The following is a 16,959-nucleotide window of genomic DNA, read 5'->3' as shown; positions in this document are numbered from 1 at the left end:
TTTTGCAAGGTTTGTTTTTTTTAGAAAAATCACATTTCGTTTTAATTTAGAATATAATTATAGCTTAAATGATAAAGAAAAAAATCAAACGAACCATTCGGATTTCTAAATATGTAATTTATAAAGAAACCTTAATAGATTTCAAAGAGCATTTTTGGTCTTTTTTGGGTGCTTTTTTTGGTATTGGGTTAATAGCATTTATGCAATCTCATTTTTTACCTAAAATAGAGAACACCTTTTTAGTCGGTTCATTTGGCGCATCTAGTGTATTAATATATGGTGCTATAGAAAGCCCTTTATCACAACCTAGAAATTTAATTGGCGGTCATTTAATATCTGCCATTATAGGTGTAACTGTTTATAAACTTTTTCCTGAGACTATTTGGATTACTGCGCCTCTTGCCGTTTCCCTTTCTATCGTTTTTATGCAGTTTACAAAAACACTTCATCCGCCAGGAGGTGCCACAGCCTTAATTGCAGTAATAGGTACTGAAAAAATAAAATCGTTAGGCTATATGTATGTGCTTTCACCTGTTTTAACTGGTACACTTATTCTTTTTGTGGTCGCATTGGTATTTAATAACACAACAAATAATAGAAATTATCCCACAAACCAAGCTTACAAAAGATTCTTTAAATGGCAAAAGCTGAAAAACATTAATTAAGATTAAAACTTAAAATGCAGCTTTCTTTTTTTAACAGTTATAAGTTCAGTGTTTTATGTGATGTTTTTTTGATTTATGTAAAAGAGTTTCTTTAACTTCGTTACTTTCTCATCTAATTCTTAAAGATTAAATCAACTAAAATTCACCAAAATGAATCTCAAGGTCATTGAACCCGTTTTAATAAGTCTTTTTTTTATAACCCCCTGCTTTTCACAAAACCCTTTAAATTTTGGAAGTGACATATTAACAGCAGATCCATCAGCACATGTTTGGAAGGATGGCAAAATGTATATTTACGCTTCTCATGATGAAGAATGTCAACTCGATTTTTGGATGAAAGATTGGCATGTATTTTCATCAAGTGATTTAATAAATTGGACAGACCATGGCGCATGTCTTTCTGTAGATGATTTATCTTGGGCTGATAATTTTGCTTGGGCACCAGATGCTGCTTATAAAAACGGAAAATATTATTTTTGTTTTCCCGCTGGAAGTGGTTTTAAAGATCGTGAAAACCCAAACAATAGTACAAAATGGATGGGAATAGGCATTGCAGTTAGTGATTCACCAACGGGTCCTTTTAAAGATGCCATAGGTAAACCTCTATGGACAGAACCCTACGCAAATGATCCTTGTCTTTTTATTGATGATGATGAAAAGGGCTATATTTATTTTCACGGCGGTAGTGATTATTTAGTAGCAGAAATGTCAGATGATTTACTTAGTGTTGAAGGTGATCTTTACAAAATGGATATGGGTGGTTTTGAACCCAAAATGGAAGGCCCATGGGTATTTAAAAGAAATGGTGTTTATTATTATACGATGCCAGAAAACAATAGGATGCTTTCTTATTATATGGCAAAATCTCCTATAGGTCCATGGGAATATAAAGGAAAAATAATGAAAGAAGAAGAGGGTAACAACCACCACTCTATTGTAGAATTTAATGGGCAATGGGTTTTATTCTACCACCGATGGTTAGATACAGATTCTGAATGCAACAAAAAGCAACGCTATATTTGTGCTGAATACTTGTATTTTAATAAGGATGGGACTATTAAACCAATTGAAAGAACTAAAGCTGGCTTATCTACTAAAAAAATATAAAGCTATATTGAAAATAAATGACATTTTTACTTATTAAAAAAGCAAGCTTATTATAGCTTGCTTTTTTTGGTGGGGAGAGCAGGATTCGAACCTGCGAAGATGAAATCAGCAGATTTACAGTCTGCCCTCGTTGGCCGCTTGAGTATCTCCCCAAAACCGTGCGCAAATATATTATAGTTTATCAAGTATGCAAAATAAAAATGCGCTATTTTACAATTCGTATCGTATTCTAAACGACATAAATAACGGCTGTATAAAATATTAGGAAACACTACCAGATACTTTACTGATTCTTGTGTGGTTTTGTTCTTTGGTATTGAGTTAGTTAATAGTTTTTGTCTCGTATTCTAACTTAGCATTTTTATCTTTTTTATATACTAAAGATGTATTTGGAAATTTGGAATTATTTAAAATTTTTAACATCATCACTGAAATTTAGTATACAAATAATCAGTTTTGAATGTTATTTTTTTAAATATTATGCATCATAATTCTATAGATGGATACTATGTATAAAACTTATTATTATCTTGAATGATGTAGCAATTACTCAATCTCAACATTTAGTGCTGTTTTTAAATTGGTTCGTAATTTACTCCCATACGTTTGGGAAAAGCTTATACTTGATCGTGCATTTTAAGAATAAACTGGTTAAACTTAGAGCAGTTAAAATTGCCATTATACCTTAAACTGAATCTCTTGTTTTGCTAAAAACAACCATTCGTACTTGCGCTTTCATTTACAAGTCCAGAATTAAATGGAGAACTTATATGGATAATACTTCTTGATTCAAAAAGAGAGGTCGTTCCAATATACTCGAAACTTTTACTATAATTTAAACTAGTAAAGACATTCATTTGTGTAATTAAACATATTAAATTTATAAGTAATTTTAGTTACATAATTTTTTAAGACGAAATTAGTTATTGATTTTATCTTCGACCACCTCCGCCACTTCTGAAATTTTGACGCATTTCTTCAGTTTTCTTCTTTACAATGGCAGTGTACTCTTTCTTTGTAACTTCTTTGCCTTTGGAAGGCATTTTAATAATATCCTTTTCTTCTGGATTTAATACAATTTTAGAACACAAAATAACGGTTTTGTCAGCATTTACTTCCAAAATTAAACCAGGAAGTCCCCAATAATCATCAGGTCCTAAGTTTACAGGAATTTGCATGGTGTACCATGCAACTATTTCTATCTCTTTAGTTGCGGGTGAACTATCTTCTTCATTGTTTGGAGGTCTTCTAAAACTTGTGAAGTCTACAGCATCAACTACTTTTGTAGTAGTAGCTTTAAAACAAGTATATTGTCCAATTTGTTTTGTTTCACCTTCCATTTTCCAGTTTAATTTGGATAGAGAATCTTTAATTAAAAATTGCTTACCAAAAAATTCTTGTTCTTGTAAAAGCAATTGCTTTTTAATGCTTTTGTACTGTGGCCCACCTGTATAACTACCCATCATAGCTCCCCATCGGCCACGGCCACTTTCTTGGGTGTCTAGCTTTTCCTCTTCTTGATAAAAAGATTCCGACTGATTAAACGTTAATACAAATGTTTTCTCAAGTATACTTCTCATTCGATCCGCTATTTGTTTTCTGCGTTCATCACTTATATCACCTCCGCCAAAACGACTCATATCAACGGTGGTCTTAGATTCATAATAGGCTTTTCCTTGAAAATCTTTTTGGGCAAATACCATGATAGAAGCAAAAATGGCAAAATAGGTAATACTTATTTTAATAAAATGATGTTTCATAGAATACTAGCTTTTTAAATTTATGTTTAAAATTATAATTTTAAATTATTTAGACTTGAATAATTGCAATTAGTTTAACAAATAAACTGTTAAAATGTTCTTAAATTAATTTCAAAGCTAATTAATGAGGAATCACTGAATTATTTTATTAAATTTTGTATTTTTCGCTTCATTATGAAATACGTTTTACACTTATTCTTTTTTCTTTCACTTTCAATTACGTCTCAAGAGTCTATAGAAACCTCATTGATTGAAAAAAACATGCTAGATGCTAACATTTTTGTGAGTACTAATAATTTTAATACCACGTTTTATATTTTAGAAAATGTATTGTTTAAACATAGTGCTGAAACTAAAGGTCTTGATATTGGCTATAGCAATTTCCAATTAGGTACTATTACATCTGTAAATACGTTCAATCCTTTAAAAATAAACGTTTTTTACAAAGATTTTAATACGGTTTTAATTTTAGATAATCGATTAGCTGAAATATTCAAAATAGATTTTAATGCGCTTTCAGAATACAAAAACGTAACGTATGTTGCTACAGGTTCAGATAATACTATTTGGATTTTTAATGAAAACACGCAGCAATTAGAGCTTTTTGATTATAAAACCAACACCAAGCGTGCGCAAACACTCCCTTTTAAAAGTTCTATTTTAGATATAAAAAGTAATTACAATTACTGCTGGGTGCTTACCAAAACCGACTTATACGTGTACGATTATTTTGGAAATCTATCATATAAAATGAAAAATGATGGATATGAATCGATAAACATCGATAACGAAAATGTTATTTTTAAGAAGGATAATAATTTGTATTATTTGAAAAAAAACACGAAAACTATTGTTCCTATTACGCTCCCAAATTTGTTGATAAATCAGTTTTTTGTAACCAATGAAACCTTGTATATTTACGACAAAGAAACCCTACACAAATACCAATTAAAAATCGATTAAATTATGCATATTGCAATAGCTGGAAATATTGGCGCTGGAAAAACAACTCTCACAAAATTACTAGCTAAACACTATAAATGGGAAGCACAACTGGAAGACGTTGTAGACAATCCATATTTAGACGATTTTTACAATCAAATGGAACGTTGGAGTTTTAATTTACAAGTTTATTTCTTAAACAGTAGATTTCGCCAAGTTTTGCAAATTCGAGAAAGTGGTAAGGATATTATTCAAGACCGAACCATTTACGAAGACGCTCATATTTTTGCGCCCAATTTACATGCGATGGGTTTAATGACGAATCGTGATTATGAAAATTATAAATCACTTTTCGATTTAATGGAATCGCTAGTTAAAGGTCCCGATGTGTTAATTTATTTAAGAAGTTCTATCCCTAATTTAGTTTCACAAATCCATAAACGGGGGCGTGATTACGAAAACTCTATAAGTATTGACTATTTAAGCAGGCTAAACGAACGTTATGAAGCTTGGATACATGGTTACACTAAAGGAAAGCTTTTAATTATTGATGTTGATAAACTTGATTTTGTAGATAAACCAGAAGATTTAGGACAGGTAATCAACACAATAGATGCCGAAATAAATGGTTTGTTTTAACAACTTTTTTAATTATTAAGAGGTGATAAAATATTTTCATAAAAAGAAACCACGCCTAAGGCGTGGTTTCTTTTTATGAAAAGCTATAACTTAATTTATAACATTTTGTTCTTTCTGTTTTTCATTTAAAGAAGCAATACTTGCTTTCACTTCAGCTTCTTCACCTTGAAAGGTCTCATAACTTGTAGACTTTTCACCGTTATTAGTGGTTACGGTTGTTACTATTGCTTTAACAGTTCCATCATCGTTATTATGCATAGCTACTTTTACTTCTTTAGTTATTTCAACTTTCGCAGGAATATTTTCAGATACATAAGCTGTTACAATATCTGATGACAATGCAATACTTGGTGCTATTACCAAGGCTACAACCGACATTAATTTCAATAAAATATTTAATGAAGGTCCTGAAGTATCTTTAAATGGGTCACCTACCGTGTCTCCAACAACAGCAGCCTTGTGTGCATCTGTACCTTTTTTGCCTTGTTCTTCAATCGTTTTTTTAGCATTATCCCAAGCACCACCAGCATTCGATTGGAAAATAGCCATTAAAACACCACAAGTAGTCACACCTGCAAGAAGTCCACCTAACATTTCAGCACCACCTATAAAGCCAACAGCTACAGGAACAACAATTGCTAATAACCCTGGTAATACCATTTCTTTAATGGAAGCTTTTGTGGAAATATCAATACATTTTCCGTAATCTGCAACACCATCGGCAGCATCAAAAATAGCTCTGTCTTCAGCTGAAGCTTTAGTCATATCAGAATCATACTTACGCATTACTACTAATGCTGCTTTTAATTGCGGAATATCTCTAAATTGTCGACGCACTTCTTCAATCATTGCCATAGCTGCACGACCAACCGCATTCATAGATAATGCAGAAAACACAAATGGCAACATACCTCCAACTAATAATCCAGCCATAATCCTAGGCTGAGACACGTCAATCGCAATAACATTAGCCGTTTTCATAAAAGCAGCAAATAATGCTAAAGCTGTTAAAGCTGCAGAAGCAATAGCAAAACCTTTACCAACTGCCGCAGTTGTATTACCCACTGCATCTAATTTATCGGTACGCTCACGAACTTCTTTTGGTAGTTCAGCCATTTCCGCAATGCCTCCTGCATTATCACAAATAGGTCCGTAAGCATCAACAGCTAATTGAATCCCTGTATTTGCCAACATTCCTACTGCTGCAATAGCGATACCGTATAAACCTGCAAAATGGTGTGATACCATAATAGCAGCAGCAATTAAAAGAATAGGGATCATGGTCGACATCATACCAACACCTAGGCCTGCAATAATATTAGTTGCTGCTCCTGTTTCAGATTGTTTAACAATTGACATGACAGGCTTTTTACCTGTAGCGGTATAATACTCCGTTATTTTACCCACACCCAAACCAGCAACTAAGCCAGCAATGGTTGCCCAAAACACACCCATGGCTCCAAAAGGCAGACCTTCTACCGCTTCTGGAATCAAAGCATTGATAATAAAATAAGACGCTATAACCATTAAGGCTGCAGAACCAAATTCTCCAATATTTAATGCAGTTTGTGGATTTCCACCATCTTTCACTTTTACAAAAAAGGTACCTAAGATAGACATTACAATACCTACTGCTCCAAGAACTAAAGGTAAATAAACAGCACCTAAGCCATCAAAATTAGGTGTTAAAATAAAAGCACCTAGCACCATGGTTCCTATAATAGAACCTACATACGATTCAAATAAATCGGCTCCCATACCAGCAACATCTCCAACGTTATCTCCAACATTATCAGCAATCGTTGCGGGGTTTAATGGATGGTCTTCAGGGATGCCTGCTTCAACTTTACCAACTAAATCGGCACCAACATCGGCAGCCTTAGTATAAATTCCTCCACCAACACGTGCAAATAAGGCTATAGATGAGGCTCCTAATGAAAATCCTGAAAGCACATTTAATACCATAGCTAAATTTTCAGCACCAGGCCATAAGTCTTGATAGACTATAAATAAGCCACTTAAACCCAAAATACCCAAACCTACAACGCCTAAGCCCATAACTGCACCTCCAGCAAACGCCACTTCTAAAGCGCGCCCTAACGATGTTCTTGCAGCTTGAGTTGTTCTAACATTAGCTTTGGTTGCCACTTTCATTCCAATAAAGCCTGCTAAGGCAGAACAAATAGCTCCTACAATGAATGACACGGCTACCATCCCGCTCGAGCCTACTTCTGAAGCGCCTTTAAAATATAACAAGACAGCTACTGCCACCACAAAAATGGCTAAAACTTTGTATTCGGCTTTTAAAAACGCCATGGCTCCATCTGCAATGTTTTTAGCTATACGCGACATTTTTTCATCACCTACTTCTTGTTTGGTAACCCAAGCACTTTTTATAAATACAAATGCCAATGCCAAAACACCAAAAAGCGGTAAAAACTTTACTATTAATTCCATATATAAATTTAGTTAGTTGTTAAATAAATATTTTTTAATGGAGTTAAAAATAGGGAAATATAAGTGATAAAAAAAACCGCATTTAATTAAAAACGGTTTATTTTTTTGATAAAATAGGATTTGCATTAACCATTATTTCAATAGTTTATAACAATAGTTTCTTTGAATTGTGAATGATTAATCCTAAAACAAAAAATCATAAAAATTAGGACTGCATATACCATTTACAGTCCTACGTTAATAATTTCCCTTAACCAATATTTGAGTTACATCTGTATAACATGTAGCTCCTTAAAAATCTTGCTACTGTTTATGGATTTCAATACTTATTTTTTAGAGGTTGGTTCATATTTTGTAGCACAAATATCTACAAGCTTTTTAAAATTTTAAATCACTAATTTGTTAAAAACTGAATTATCAAAAATATTTGGTTTAATATCTGAAGAAATTAATAATTTTAATTAAATAGTTAGTGTTTCTTTCTTCATTTAAAAAATAAAACTATAATTTTACATTATGAAAACTTTAAAAAATAAAATACGTTGTATTATACCCGGTTTGCCCGTGCGCAGTCGCCGCCGTTTTTAATCTTGTCTCTATAGCAAAGCCAAAACAAACGTAATTTTAATTTTTTTAATAATGTATTCATATTCAGTCATCTCATTTCAAAATTTAATTCGTCTTTTAATCAATATGTGTAGGATGCGTCGTATTTTTGTGCGTCGCCCGTAAGGGTGTCTATGAATTTTTAAAACTAGGTGAGTCCAGTTTATTTTAAAACAAGAAAAAACGCTAACTTTAATACACTTTAAAAATTATAATGGAGATTGTAATTGCTGATAAATCACATTCTAAATACGCAGAAATTATTTGCGACACTATAGCGGAATCTGCGGCTGTTAGAGGTACTGGTATTGCAAGGCGTACACCTGAGTATATTACAAAAAAGTTAGAGAATGGAAATGCGGTTATTGCTTTAGATGGCGATAAATTTGCAGGTTTTTGTTATATAGAACTATGGGGTCATGGTAAATATGTAGCGAACTCTGGTTTAATTGTACACCCAGATTATAGAAGTGCTGGATTAGCTAAAAAAATAAAGCATAAAGTATTTAAGCATTCTAGAACGAAGTTTCCAGATGCTAAAGTATTTAGTATCACAACAGGTTTAGCTGTTATGAAAATGAATACCAATTTAGGTTATAAACCCGTACCATTTTCTGAATTAACCGATGATCCAACCTTTTGGGATGGCTGTCAAACTTGTAAAAACTACGATGTTTTAACCCGTACCAACAGAAAAATGTGTTTATGTACAGGTATGTTATACGATCCGAAGGCCAAGAAATTTGAACCCATAAAAATTAAAGAAAAGGTTTTTAATAGATTAAAACATATTAAAGAAACCATGTTTTTAAAAAAAGACAAGAAATAATGTCTGAAGCAAAATTAGCCATATAAATTAAAATGAATACAATATTGGACATAGAAATAGGTAGTGTGATAGAAAAAGCTGAAACTTTTTGTGCAGAAGAAGGAATAGAAATAAAGCTTGTTTATAAGCTTTCCAATAAAGCATTAGAAATTATTTCAGAAAGATCTAGAGAGCTGCCTACATTGTATTATGTAAGCGTGGAAATGCTTAGAAAACGTGTGGAAAACGGTTGCTTTATATTACAGAAAGAAGGTCAAATTTACGGACATATCTTTGTTCATGAACATCAAGTTAAAGGGCATTTTGTGTACGAACGTTCTTCTTTATGGGTAGATAATAAGTATCGGAACTGTAATCTTGGTTTGTTATTAATGGCTAGAATGACCGAATTATTTAGTGATACGTTTCTTATTTCAATTGCTCAAACACCTAAAGTGCATCATTACAACGAATTGTTAGGGATGACACATGTTACCTTATCTAAAATGTCTGTTGTATTAGTTGAAGAACTTGAGAAATTAGGAAAATTAAGAGATGAATTAAATTTTAGATATTATGTGAATGCGTGTTTTGAATCTGAAATTAGACAATTAAAATAAAGTAGAAAATAAGTTATACAAATATAATAATATGAAACGAGCTTGTTCTAAATTTTCATTCTCAAAGGGAATGATTGATAGCGAACAGCATGTGACCATTGAAAAACAATAAATATAAACACATGAAAAAACTAGTAATAGCATATAGTGGCGGATTAGATACGTCGTACTGTGCAGTAAGTTTATCTAAAGAGTATGATGTACATGCGGTAAGTGTTAATACCGGTGGATTTACAAAAGCAGAAATAGAACATATTGAATCGAACGCTTATAAAATGGGCGTTTCAACCTATAAAAATATAGATGCTGTAGCTACATTTTACCAAAAAGTAGTTAAGTATTTAATTTTTGGTAATGTGTTAAAAAACAACACATACCCGCTTTCTGTAAGTGCAGAACGTATTATCCAAGCTATTGAAATTGTTGAATATGCTAAAAGTATAAATGCGGAATATATTGCACATGGCAGTACGGGTGCAGGAAACGACCAAGTACGTTTCGATATGATTTTTCAAACATTGGCACCCGAAATTAAAATTATCACGCCAATTAGAGATGAAAAATTAACCAGACAAGAAGAAATTGACTATTTAAAAGCCAATGGAATTGATATGTCTTGGGAAAAAGCAAAATACTCGGTAAACAAAGGGCTTTGGGGAACCAGTGTTGGAGGTTCTGAAACGTTGACGTCGGATAAACCGTTGCCGGATAGTGCATACCCTTCACAATTGAAACATGCTGAAGATGAAAAAGTAAAATTAACGTTTGAAAAAGGAGAATTAGTTGCCGTAAACGGTATTGAAAACGACTCAGAAATAAACATTGAAACTTTAAATAATCTAGCTAAAGCATATGCGATTGGTCGCGATATTCATGTGGGAGATACCATTGTAGGTATTAAAGGTCGTGTAGGTTTTGAAGCGCCTGCTGCCTTAATTACTATTAAAGCACATCATTTGTTAGAAAAACACACGCTTACGAAGTGGCAATTGCAACATAAAGAATATTTGGCAAGTTTCTACGGTATGCATTTGCATGAAGGTCAATATTTAGATCCTGTTATGAGGAATATTGAAGCCTTTTTGCAAAGTAGTCAAGATAAAGTAAGTGGCGATGTATTCGTTACTTTAAGACCTTACCATTTTAATTTAGATGGGATTAGCTCTGAGCACGATTTAATGAACGCCAAGTTTGGTAGTTATGGTGAAGAGAATAGTGGTTGGACTGCTGATGAAGCAAAAGGATTCATCAAAATTATTGGAAATCAAAATAAAATATATCATCAAGTAAATTCTTAAAAATGATTCAAGTAGGTATTATTGGAGGAGCAGGTTACACAGCAGGGGAATTAATTAGATTGTTAATTAATCACCCGAAAGCTGAAATTAACTTTGTGTATAGTACCTCCAATGCAGGAAATAAAATAAGCAGTGTTCACCAAGATTTATTGGGTGATTTAGATATGAAGTTTACGGACACAGTTAATCCAAAGGTTGATGTGTTGTTTTTGTGTTTAGGTCATGGAAACTCTGTGAAATTTTTATCAGCGAATACTTTTTCTGATAATACGAAGATTATTGATTTAGGTAATGATTTCCGTCTTGAAAATGATAAAGTGTTTCAGGAGAAAACGTTTGTTTACGGTTTACCAGAATTGCAAAGAGATGCTATTAAAAAAGCGAATTATATAGCAAATCCAGGATGTTTTGCAACAACAATTCAATTAGCATTGTTGCCATTAGCGCAGCAAAATTTATTGAGTAATGATGTGCATATAAATGCCGTAACAGGGGCAACAGGAGCTGGAACGTCATTGTCTGATACGTCGCATTTTCCTTGGAGAGATAATAATTTTTCGTATTATAAACCATTTACACACCAGCATTTGGGTGAGATAACTCAATCGGTTAAACAATTGCAAAATAGTTTTGGTTCGGAGATTTTATTTATGCCAAATCGAGGAAATTTTTCAAGAGGTATTTTCGCAACCCTTTATACCAATTTTGAAGGCACGTTAAATGAAGCAAAAGATATGTTTAAAGCGTTTTATAAAGACGCTAAATTCACGTTTGTATCTGATGAGGTTTTACATTTAAAACAAGTGGTCAACACCAATAAGTGTTTAATACATTTGCATAAACACAACAATAAATTGTTAGTAACAAGTATTACAGATAATTTATTGAAAGGCGCATCTGGACAGGCAATTCAAAATATGAATTTAATGTTTGGTTTAGAGGAAACAACAGGTTTGCAATTAAAAGCAACGTATTTTTAAATCCCACCTAGCCTTCCCAAAGGGGAGAAATGGATTGTGGTAAAAAAGATTATTTAATAAAGAGTAAACACGCTCGAGTTCCCCTCCTTTGGAGGGGTTAGGGGAGGAAAAAAGAGTTATTATGAAAATAGCCATTATTGGAACTGGAAATTTAGGAAGCGCCATTGCAAAAGGTCTTATTAAGAATAAGACGTTTACCTCGTTGTATCTAAGTGACAAAAACACCACGAATGTGGATGATTATAAGATTGTCGAAAATGTTAGCGTAACTAAGGACAATGTTTTGGCTATCGAACAAAGCAATATGGTTATTTTTGCGCTGCAACCAAAACATATTGATGCAGTTTTACAAAGTGTCGCTTCAAAAATAACAGATAAGCATATCATAATTTCTGTAGCAGCTGGCGTTGATATTCCTAGAATTGAAGGGATTATTGGAAATGATAAAAATATTATTAGGGTGATGCCTAATACCGCAATTTCAATTGGGAAATCGATGACTTGTATTGCTGCTAATGAAAAAGCTCAAGACAAAGTAGTTTTAGCACAAGATGTTTTTAATCAATTAGGAACAACTTTAGTAATTCCTGAAGATTTAATTCAGGCGGCAACTGTTATTTGTGCGAGTGGAATTGCGTTCTGGATGCGCCTTGTGCGTGCGACAACACAAGGAGCTATTCAATTAGGTTTTGAAGCCCACGAAGCACATCAATTAGCAACGCAAACATGTTTTGGAGCCGCTAGTTTATTATTGGAGTCTGGTAGACACCCAGAGCAAGAAATAGACCGGGTTACAACACCAAGTGGTTGTACTATTGAGGGGTTAAATGCTATGGAACATCAAGGTTTAAGCTCTGCTTTGATACAAGGTATAGTTGCTTCTTTCGAGAAAATTAATCAAATTAAAAAGAATTAAAATGCCATTATTTGACGTTTATCCATTATATAATGTAACCCCAGTTTCTGGTGTAGACATGCATGTCTATGACGAAAAAGAAGTTGAATATTTAGATCTTTACGGAGGTCATGCTGTGATTTCCATTGGTCATTCACACCCCAGTTATGTTAAGGCTATTACAAATCAGGTTTCAAAACTTGGTTTTTATTCCAATGCTATTCAAAATCCGCTGCAAGTAGAGTTAGCTGATAAAATTGAATCGTTATCAGGATGTAAAGGCTATGAATTATTTTTGTGTAATTCGGGAGCCGAAGCTAACGAAAACGCTTTAAAATTAGCGTCTTTTAAAACAGGAAAATCAAGAGTTGTCGCTTTTAAAAATGGTTTTCATGGGCGTACATCGGCAGCTGTTGCAGCAACCGATAATCCTAATATTATTGCCCCTATAAACGCACAACAAAAAGTCACCATTTTACCTTTAAATGATGTTGAAGGTGTTAAAAAAGAATTAGAAAAAGGTGATGTTTGTGCTGTGATTTTAGAATTTATACAAGGGGTTGGTGGTTTAGACCAGGGAACTGCCGAATTTTTTGAGCAAGTAGATGCACTTTGTAAAGCAAATAATACGTATCTTATAGCCGATGAGGTTCAGTCAGGTTATGGGCGTTCAGGTAAATTCTTCGCTTTTCAATATTATAATGTAACCCCAGAAGTTATTTCCATAGCTAAGGGCATGGGGAATGGGTTTCCAATTGGAGGTATTTTAATTCATCCAAACATTGAAGCAAAATATGGTATGTTGGGTACCACGTTTGGTGGCAATCATTTGGCTTGTGCCGCTGGTGTAGCTGTTTTAAATACCATTGAAGAAGAAAACCTAATTGCTAATGTGAATGAAATTTCAGAATATTTTATTTCTGTAGCTAAAACCATTCCGCAGATAAAAAATATTAAAGGAAGAGGTTTAATGATCGGGTTAGAATTCGATTTTGAAGTTGGAGAACTTAGAAAAAAACTCATTTATGAATATCATATATTTACTGGAGGTGCTTCTAACAAAAGACTGATTAGAATATTACCTCCGTTAACTATTAAAAAATCACACGTCGATCAGTTTTTCAAGGCTTTAAACGAAGTTTTGAAAACAGTCGAAAAATAAAAATGGAGAAACAAAGCCTCAAAGTTTCAAAGCTTAGAAACTCTGAAACTTTACAGCTTTGCAACTCAAAAAAAACAAAAAAATGAATACTTTATTATCAATAGAAACAAGAAACGCTGTATTACTTACAATGGCAGAACTTTTGGAACAAGAAAGAGCGGCCATTATTAAGATTAATAAAACAGATTTAGATGCATACAATGGGGATGATATTTCTATGTACGATCGTTTAAAAGTAGACGATTCTAAAGTAGATGAAATGATTGCATCCGTAACGCATTTAGCTTCGCAAGCAGATCCTGTAGGTATTGAACGCTTTAGTTTTAAACACGATAACGGTATGCAGGTTTATAATAAAACGGCTTCGTTTGGAAGCGTCTTGATTATTTATGAATCACGTCCAGATGTTACGGTAGAAGCTGCGGGAATTGCTTTTAAATCGGGAAATAAAATTTTATTAAAAGGCGGAAAAGAATCTTTAAAATCAAATTTAAAAATAGTTGAATTATGGCATCAAGCTTTAAAAAGTAACGGTGCTTCAACAGAATGGGTAGAATATTTACAATTCAACCGAACTGAAACACAAGCTTTTTTAGAAAAGCCAACACAAAAACTCGATTTAATCGTGCCTCGAGGTGGCGAACGTTTAATTGCTTTTGTGAAAGAACACGCTAATTGCCCGGTGATTATTAGTGGTCGGGGTAATAATTTCTTGTACGTTCATAATGAGGCCGATTTGGATATCGCTTTAAAGGTTATTATTAATGCTAAAACTGCTAAAATTTCTGGCTGTAATGCTTTAGATAAAGTGTTGATTGATAAAAATCTCCCTAATAAAGAAGCTTTTATCAAAACATTGATTTCAAAACTTAAGGAATTTAACGTACAGATTTTAGGCGATTCTTATATTTCAAAATTTGATAATGTGGAAGCCATCCAGTCGGATGACATTTGGTATAAAGAATTTTTAGACTATAAAATCGCTATCGCGGAAATAGAATCTAATGAAGCTACTATTGCGATGATAAACAAATATTCTGGAGGTCATTCATCATCTATTATTACAACAAATAATGCGGTTGCTGAAACCTTTATGGAAAATGTAGATACCGCGGCTGTATATCACAACGCTTCTACGCGTTTTACTGATGGAAGCCAATTAGGGTTAGGGGGCGAATTAGCCATTAGTACTGATAAATTACACCAAAGAGGTCCAATTGGTTTGCAACATTTAGTGACTAATAAATGGTTTATTCATGGCAATGGACAAATAAGATAATGCAGAAAAAGAAGCGCATCCTACTAAAAGTTGGTTCTAATACCCTAACTAAGGAAACCGATAATATTTCTAGAGGTAAAATTGAAGATTTAGCAAATCAAATAGCAAAGCTTCAAGATACTTACGAGTTTATTATAGTAAGTTCGGGGGCTATTGCAGCGGCAAAACAGTTTGTAAAACTAGAAAGCAAGGGCAAAGAAATTACTGTTAAACAAGCTTTGGCATCTATTGGTCAGCCACACTTAATTCGTATTTATCAGGAAATTTTTAGAGAAAGCGGGTTGTTAACCTCACAGTGTTTATTGTCTTATTCGGATTTTGAAAGAGAACAAAGTAGAACAAATATTGTTAATACGATTAATGTATTGGTGAGTAATAATTACATCCCCATTATTAATGAAAATGATACCGTTGCTACCGATGAAATTAAATTTGGTGATAACGATAAGTTAGGGGCATTAACTGCATCACTTTTAAAGGCTGATTTATTCATTATTGCAACCAATACCCATGGTATTTACACCAAAGAATCGATGGAAAACGGAACACCAAAAACGATTGAGTTGGTGGAAGATTTTGAAGTATTAGCAAAACAAGTAGTTAACTCAAAATCATCTCATGGAAGTGGAGGGATGGAGTCAAAAATTGAAGCTGCTTCTGTTGCAAAAAAAGCAAACATAGAAACTTGGATTGTAAACGGACTTGAAGATGATTTCATCATAAATGCTATAAATAACAAAGTGTCGTTTACCAAAATAAAATAATTTACAAATGAAGAATTACACCTCCATACACGATATAGATAATATCCATTCATGGATTGAGGAAGCGAAAGCATTAAAAGCAAATCCGCTTAAACATATCGATTTAGGAAAACATAAAACACTTGGTTTGTTGTTTTTTAACTCGAGTTTACGTACGCGTTTAAGTACTCAAAAAGCAGCCTTAAATTTAGGTATGGACCCTATAGTTATGAATGTGTCGGGAGATGCTTGGGGAATCGAATTTGGAGACGGTACTGTTATGAATGGAAACACAGCAGAGCACATTAAAGAAGCAGCAGCGGTAGTATCTCAATACTGTGATATTATTGCAGTAAGAGCATTTCCAACCTTAACTGATAAAGTAAAGGATGAAAGTGAGCACGTGCTTAAATCGTTTGTAAAATATGCTTCTGTGCCTATTGTGAATATGGAAAGTGCTACTGGACATCCGCTTCAAGGACTTACCGATGCACTTACTATTTCTGAACAAACAAAAAAATCAAAACCAAAAGTGGTTTTAAGTTGGGCGCCACACATAAAATCGTTGCCACATGCCGTGGCAAATAGTTTTGTGCAATCCATGCAGAAAATGGATGTGGACTTTGTAATTACGCATCCAGAAGGTTATGAGTTAAACCCAGAAATTACAGGAAATACAGCCATCAATTACAATCAAGAAGAAGCATTTAAGAATGCCGATTTTGTATACGTGAAAAATTGGAGTAGTTATAATGATTACGGAAAAGTATTAAATACCGACCCGAATTGGATGATTACCAATAAAAAATTGGGGGATGCTAAATTTATGCATTGTTTGCCTGTAAGACGAAACGTCATCGTTGAAGATGCGGTTTTAGATGGTGAAAATTCATTGGTAATAGAACAAGCCAATAACAGAACGTATGCAGCGCAGTTGGTGTTAAAAAAAATATTAGAAAATATAAAGTAAATTCATAGTGTCATTGCGAGGAACGAAG

Annotated in this window: 15 protein-coding genes and 1 tRNA gene; 13 read left to right on the top strand and 3 right to left on the bottom strand. The window is 33.3% G+C overall.

Annotated features, from left to right (window positions below):
- Window positions 1–68: 68 nt before the first annotated feature.
- Window positions 69–665 (top strand): HPP family protein, encoded by a 597-nt coding sequence (locus QLS71_RS04705; RefSeq protein ID WP_308990762.1) that lies wholly within the window; start codon window positions 69–71, stop codon window positions 663–665.
- 150 nt (window positions 666–815) lie between these two features.
- On the top strand, window positions 816–1,772 hold the full coding sequence (locus tag QLS71_RS04700; RefSeq protein WP_308990761.1) for a family 43 glycosylhydrolase: 957 nt from the start codon (window positions 816–818) through the stop codon (window positions 1,770–1,772).
- Window positions 1,773–1,839: 67 nt separating this feature from the next.
- On the opposite strand, the gene QLS71_RS04695 is transcribed toward QLS71_RS04700, so the two are convergent.
- Window positions 1,840–1,924: transfer RNA gene (locus QLS71_RS04695), tRNA-Tyr, on the bottom strand.
- Between the two features lie 780 nt (window positions 1,925–2,704).
- The gene (locus QLS71_RS04690) at window positions 2,705–3,532 is read right to left on the bottom strand and encodes a GLPGLI family protein (protein WP_308990760.1); all 828 of its coding nucleotides are present in this window, start codon (window positions 3,530–3,532) and stop codon (window positions 2,705–2,707) included.
- Window positions 3,533–3,706: 174 nt separating this feature from the next.
- On the opposite strand from QLS71_RS04690, the gene QLS71_RS04685 reads away from it, so the two are divergent.
- The gene (locus QLS71_RS04685) at window positions 3,707–4,495 is read left to right on the top strand and encodes a hypothetical protein (protein ID WP_308990759.1); all 789 of its coding nucleotides are present in this window, start codon (window positions 3,707–3,709) and stop codon (window positions 4,493–4,495) included.
- A gap of 3 nt (window positions 4,496–4,498) precedes the next feature.
- Window positions 4,499–5,113 (top strand): deoxynucleoside kinase, encoded by a 615-nt coding sequence (locus QLS71_RS04680; RefSeq protein WP_308990758.1) that lies wholly within the window; start codon window positions 4,499–4,501, stop codon window positions 5,111–5,113.
- 90 nt (window positions 5,114–5,203) lie between these two features.
- Here QLS71_RS04680 and QLS71_RS04675 read toward each other — a convergent pair whose 3' ends face one another.
- A complete protein-coding gene (locus QLS71_RS04675) occupies window positions 5,204–7,570 on the bottom strand; it encodes a sodium-translocating pyrophosphatase (RefSeq protein WP_308990757.1) in 2,367 nt (788 codons plus the stop codon).
- An 820-nt stretch (window positions 7,571–8,390) separates the two neighbouring features.
- Between QLS71_RS04675 and QLS71_RS04670 the strand changes: the two genes are divergently transcribed.
- The 9 genes from QLS71_RS04670 to QLS71_RS04630 all read left to right on the top strand — a co-directional run bounded on the left by QLS71_RS04670 (window position 8,391) and on the right by QLS71_RS04630 (window position 16,931).
- Window positions 8,391–9,005: a GNAT family N-acetyltransferase gene (locus QLS71_RS04670; protein ID WP_308990756.1), complete on the top strand. Its 615-nt coding sequence runs from the start codon at window positions 8,391–8,393 to the stop codon at window positions 9,003–9,005.
- 32 nt (window positions 9,006–9,037) lie between these two features.
- Window positions 9,038–9,604: a GNAT family N-acetyltransferase gene (locus tag QLS71_RS04665; RefSeq protein WP_308990755.1), complete on the top strand. Its 567-nt coding sequence runs from the start codon at window positions 9,038–9,040 to the stop codon at window positions 9,602–9,604.
- A gap of 122 nt (window positions 9,605–9,726) precedes the next feature.
- Window positions 9,727–10,902 (top strand): argininosuccinate synthase domain-containing protein, encoded by a 1,176-nt coding sequence (locus QLS71_RS04660; protein WP_308990754.1) that lies wholly within the window; start codon window positions 9,727–9,729, stop codon window positions 10,900–10,902.
- A 2-nt stretch (window positions 10,903–10,904) separates the two neighbouring features.
- Window positions 10,905–11,882: an N-acetyl-gamma-glutamyl-phosphate reductase gene (gene argC / locus QLS71_RS04655; protein WP_308990753.1), complete on the top strand. Its 978-nt coding sequence runs from the start codon at window positions 10,905–10,907 to the stop codon at window positions 11,880–11,882.
- A gap of 121 nt (window positions 11,883–12,003) precedes the next feature.
- On the top strand, window positions 12,004–12,798 hold the full coding sequence (gene proC, locus QLS71_RS04650) for a pyrroline-5-carboxylate reductase (RefSeq protein WP_308990752.1): 795 nt from the start codon (window positions 12,004–12,006) through the stop codon (window positions 12,796–12,798).
- 1 nt (window position 12,799) lies between these two features.
- Complete coding sequence (locus QLS71_RS04645; protein ID WP_308990751.1) at window positions 12,800–13,939, top strand: aminotransferase class III-fold pyridoxal phosphate-dependent enzyme; 1,140 nt, start codon at window positions 12,800–12,802, stop codon at window positions 13,937–13,939.
- A 58-nt stretch (window positions 13,940–13,997) separates the two neighbouring features.
- On the top strand, window positions 13,998–15,218 hold the full coding sequence (locus QLS71_RS04640) for a glutamate-5-semialdehyde dehydrogenase (RefSeq protein WP_308990750.1): 1,221 nt from the start codon (window positions 13,998–14,000) through the stop codon (window positions 15,216–15,218).
- Window positions 15,218–15,982, top strand: a complete 765-nt coding sequence (gene proB / locus QLS71_RS04635) for a glutamate 5-kinase (RefSeq protein ID WP_308990749.1) — start codon at window positions 15,218–15,220, stop codon at window positions 15,980–15,982. The genes QLS71_RS04640 and proB overlap by 1 nt, the downstream gene beginning before the upstream one ends.
- 7 nt (window positions 15,983–15,989) lie before the next feature.
- Window positions 15,990–16,931 carry an N-acetylornithine carbamoyltransferase gene (locus tag QLS71_RS04630; RefSeq protein ID WP_308990748.1) on the top strand — a complete coding sequence of 314 codons (942 nt, stop codon included), beginning with the start codon at window positions 15,990–15,992 and terminating at the stop codon, window positions 16,929–16,931.
- Window positions 16,932–16,959: the final 28 nt, after the last annotated feature.

Origin of the sequence: Mariniflexile litorale (assembly GCF_031128465.2) — a bacterium.
In the GTDB taxonomy this organism is placed as follows: Bacteria; Bacteroidota; Bacteroidia; order Flavobacteriales; family Flavobacteriaceae; genus Mariniflexile; species Mariniflexile litorale.
Note: the sequence above shows the minus strand (reverse complement) of the source record. Positions and strands in the feature narration are given on the sequence as shown.

Coding starts and splice junctions, on each gene's coding strand:
- QLS71_RS04705 (WP_308990762.1), top strand. CDS start 69: ATGATAAAGAAAAAAATCAAACGAACCATTCGGATTTCTAAATATGTA.
- QLS71_RS04700 (WP_308990761.1), top strand. CDS start 816: ATGAATCTCAAGGTCATTGAACCCGTTTTAATAAGTCTTTTTTTTATA.
- QLS71_RS04690 (WP_308990760.1), bottom strand. CDS start 3,532: ATGAAACATCATTTTATTAAAATAAGTATTACCTATTTTGCCATTTTT.
- QLS71_RS04685 (WP_308990759.1), top strand. CDS start 3,707: ATGAAATACGTTTTACACTTATTCTTTTTTCTTTCACTTTCAATTACG.
- QLS71_RS04680 (WP_308990758.1), top strand. CDS start 4,499: ATGCATATTGCAATAGCTGGAAATATTGGCGCTGGAAAAACAACTCTC.
- QLS71_RS04675 (WP_308990757.1), bottom strand. CDS start 7,570: ATGGAATTAATAGTAAAGTTTTTACCGCTTTTTGGTGTTTTGGCATTG.
- QLS71_RS04670 (WP_308990756.1), top strand. CDS start 8,391: ATGGAGATTGTAATTGCTGATAAATCACATTCTAAATACGCAGAAATT.
- QLS71_RS04665 (WP_308990755.1), top strand. CDS start 9,038: ATGAATACAATATTGGACATAGAAATAGGTAGTGTGATAGAAAAAGCT.
- QLS71_RS04660 (WP_308990754.1), top strand. CDS start 9,727: ATGAAAAAACTAGTAATAGCATATAGTGGCGGATTAGATACGTCGTAC.
- argC (WP_308990753.1), top strand. CDS start 10,905: ATGATTCAAGTAGGTATTATTGGAGGAGCAGGTTACACAGCAGGGGAA.
- proC (WP_308990752.1), top strand. CDS start 12,004: ATGAAAATAGCCATTATTGGAACTGGAAATTTAGGAAGCGCCATTGCA.
- QLS71_RS04645 (WP_308990751.1), top strand. CDS start 12,800: ATGCCATTATTTGACGTTTATCCATTATATAATGTAACCCCAGTTTCT.
- proB (WP_308990749.1), top strand. CDS start 15,218: ATGCAGAAAAAGAAGCGCATCCTACTAAAAGTTGGTTCTAATACCCTA.
- QLS71_RS04630 (WP_308990748.1), top strand. CDS start 15,990: ATGAAGAATTACACCTCCATACACGATATAGATAATATCCATTCATGG.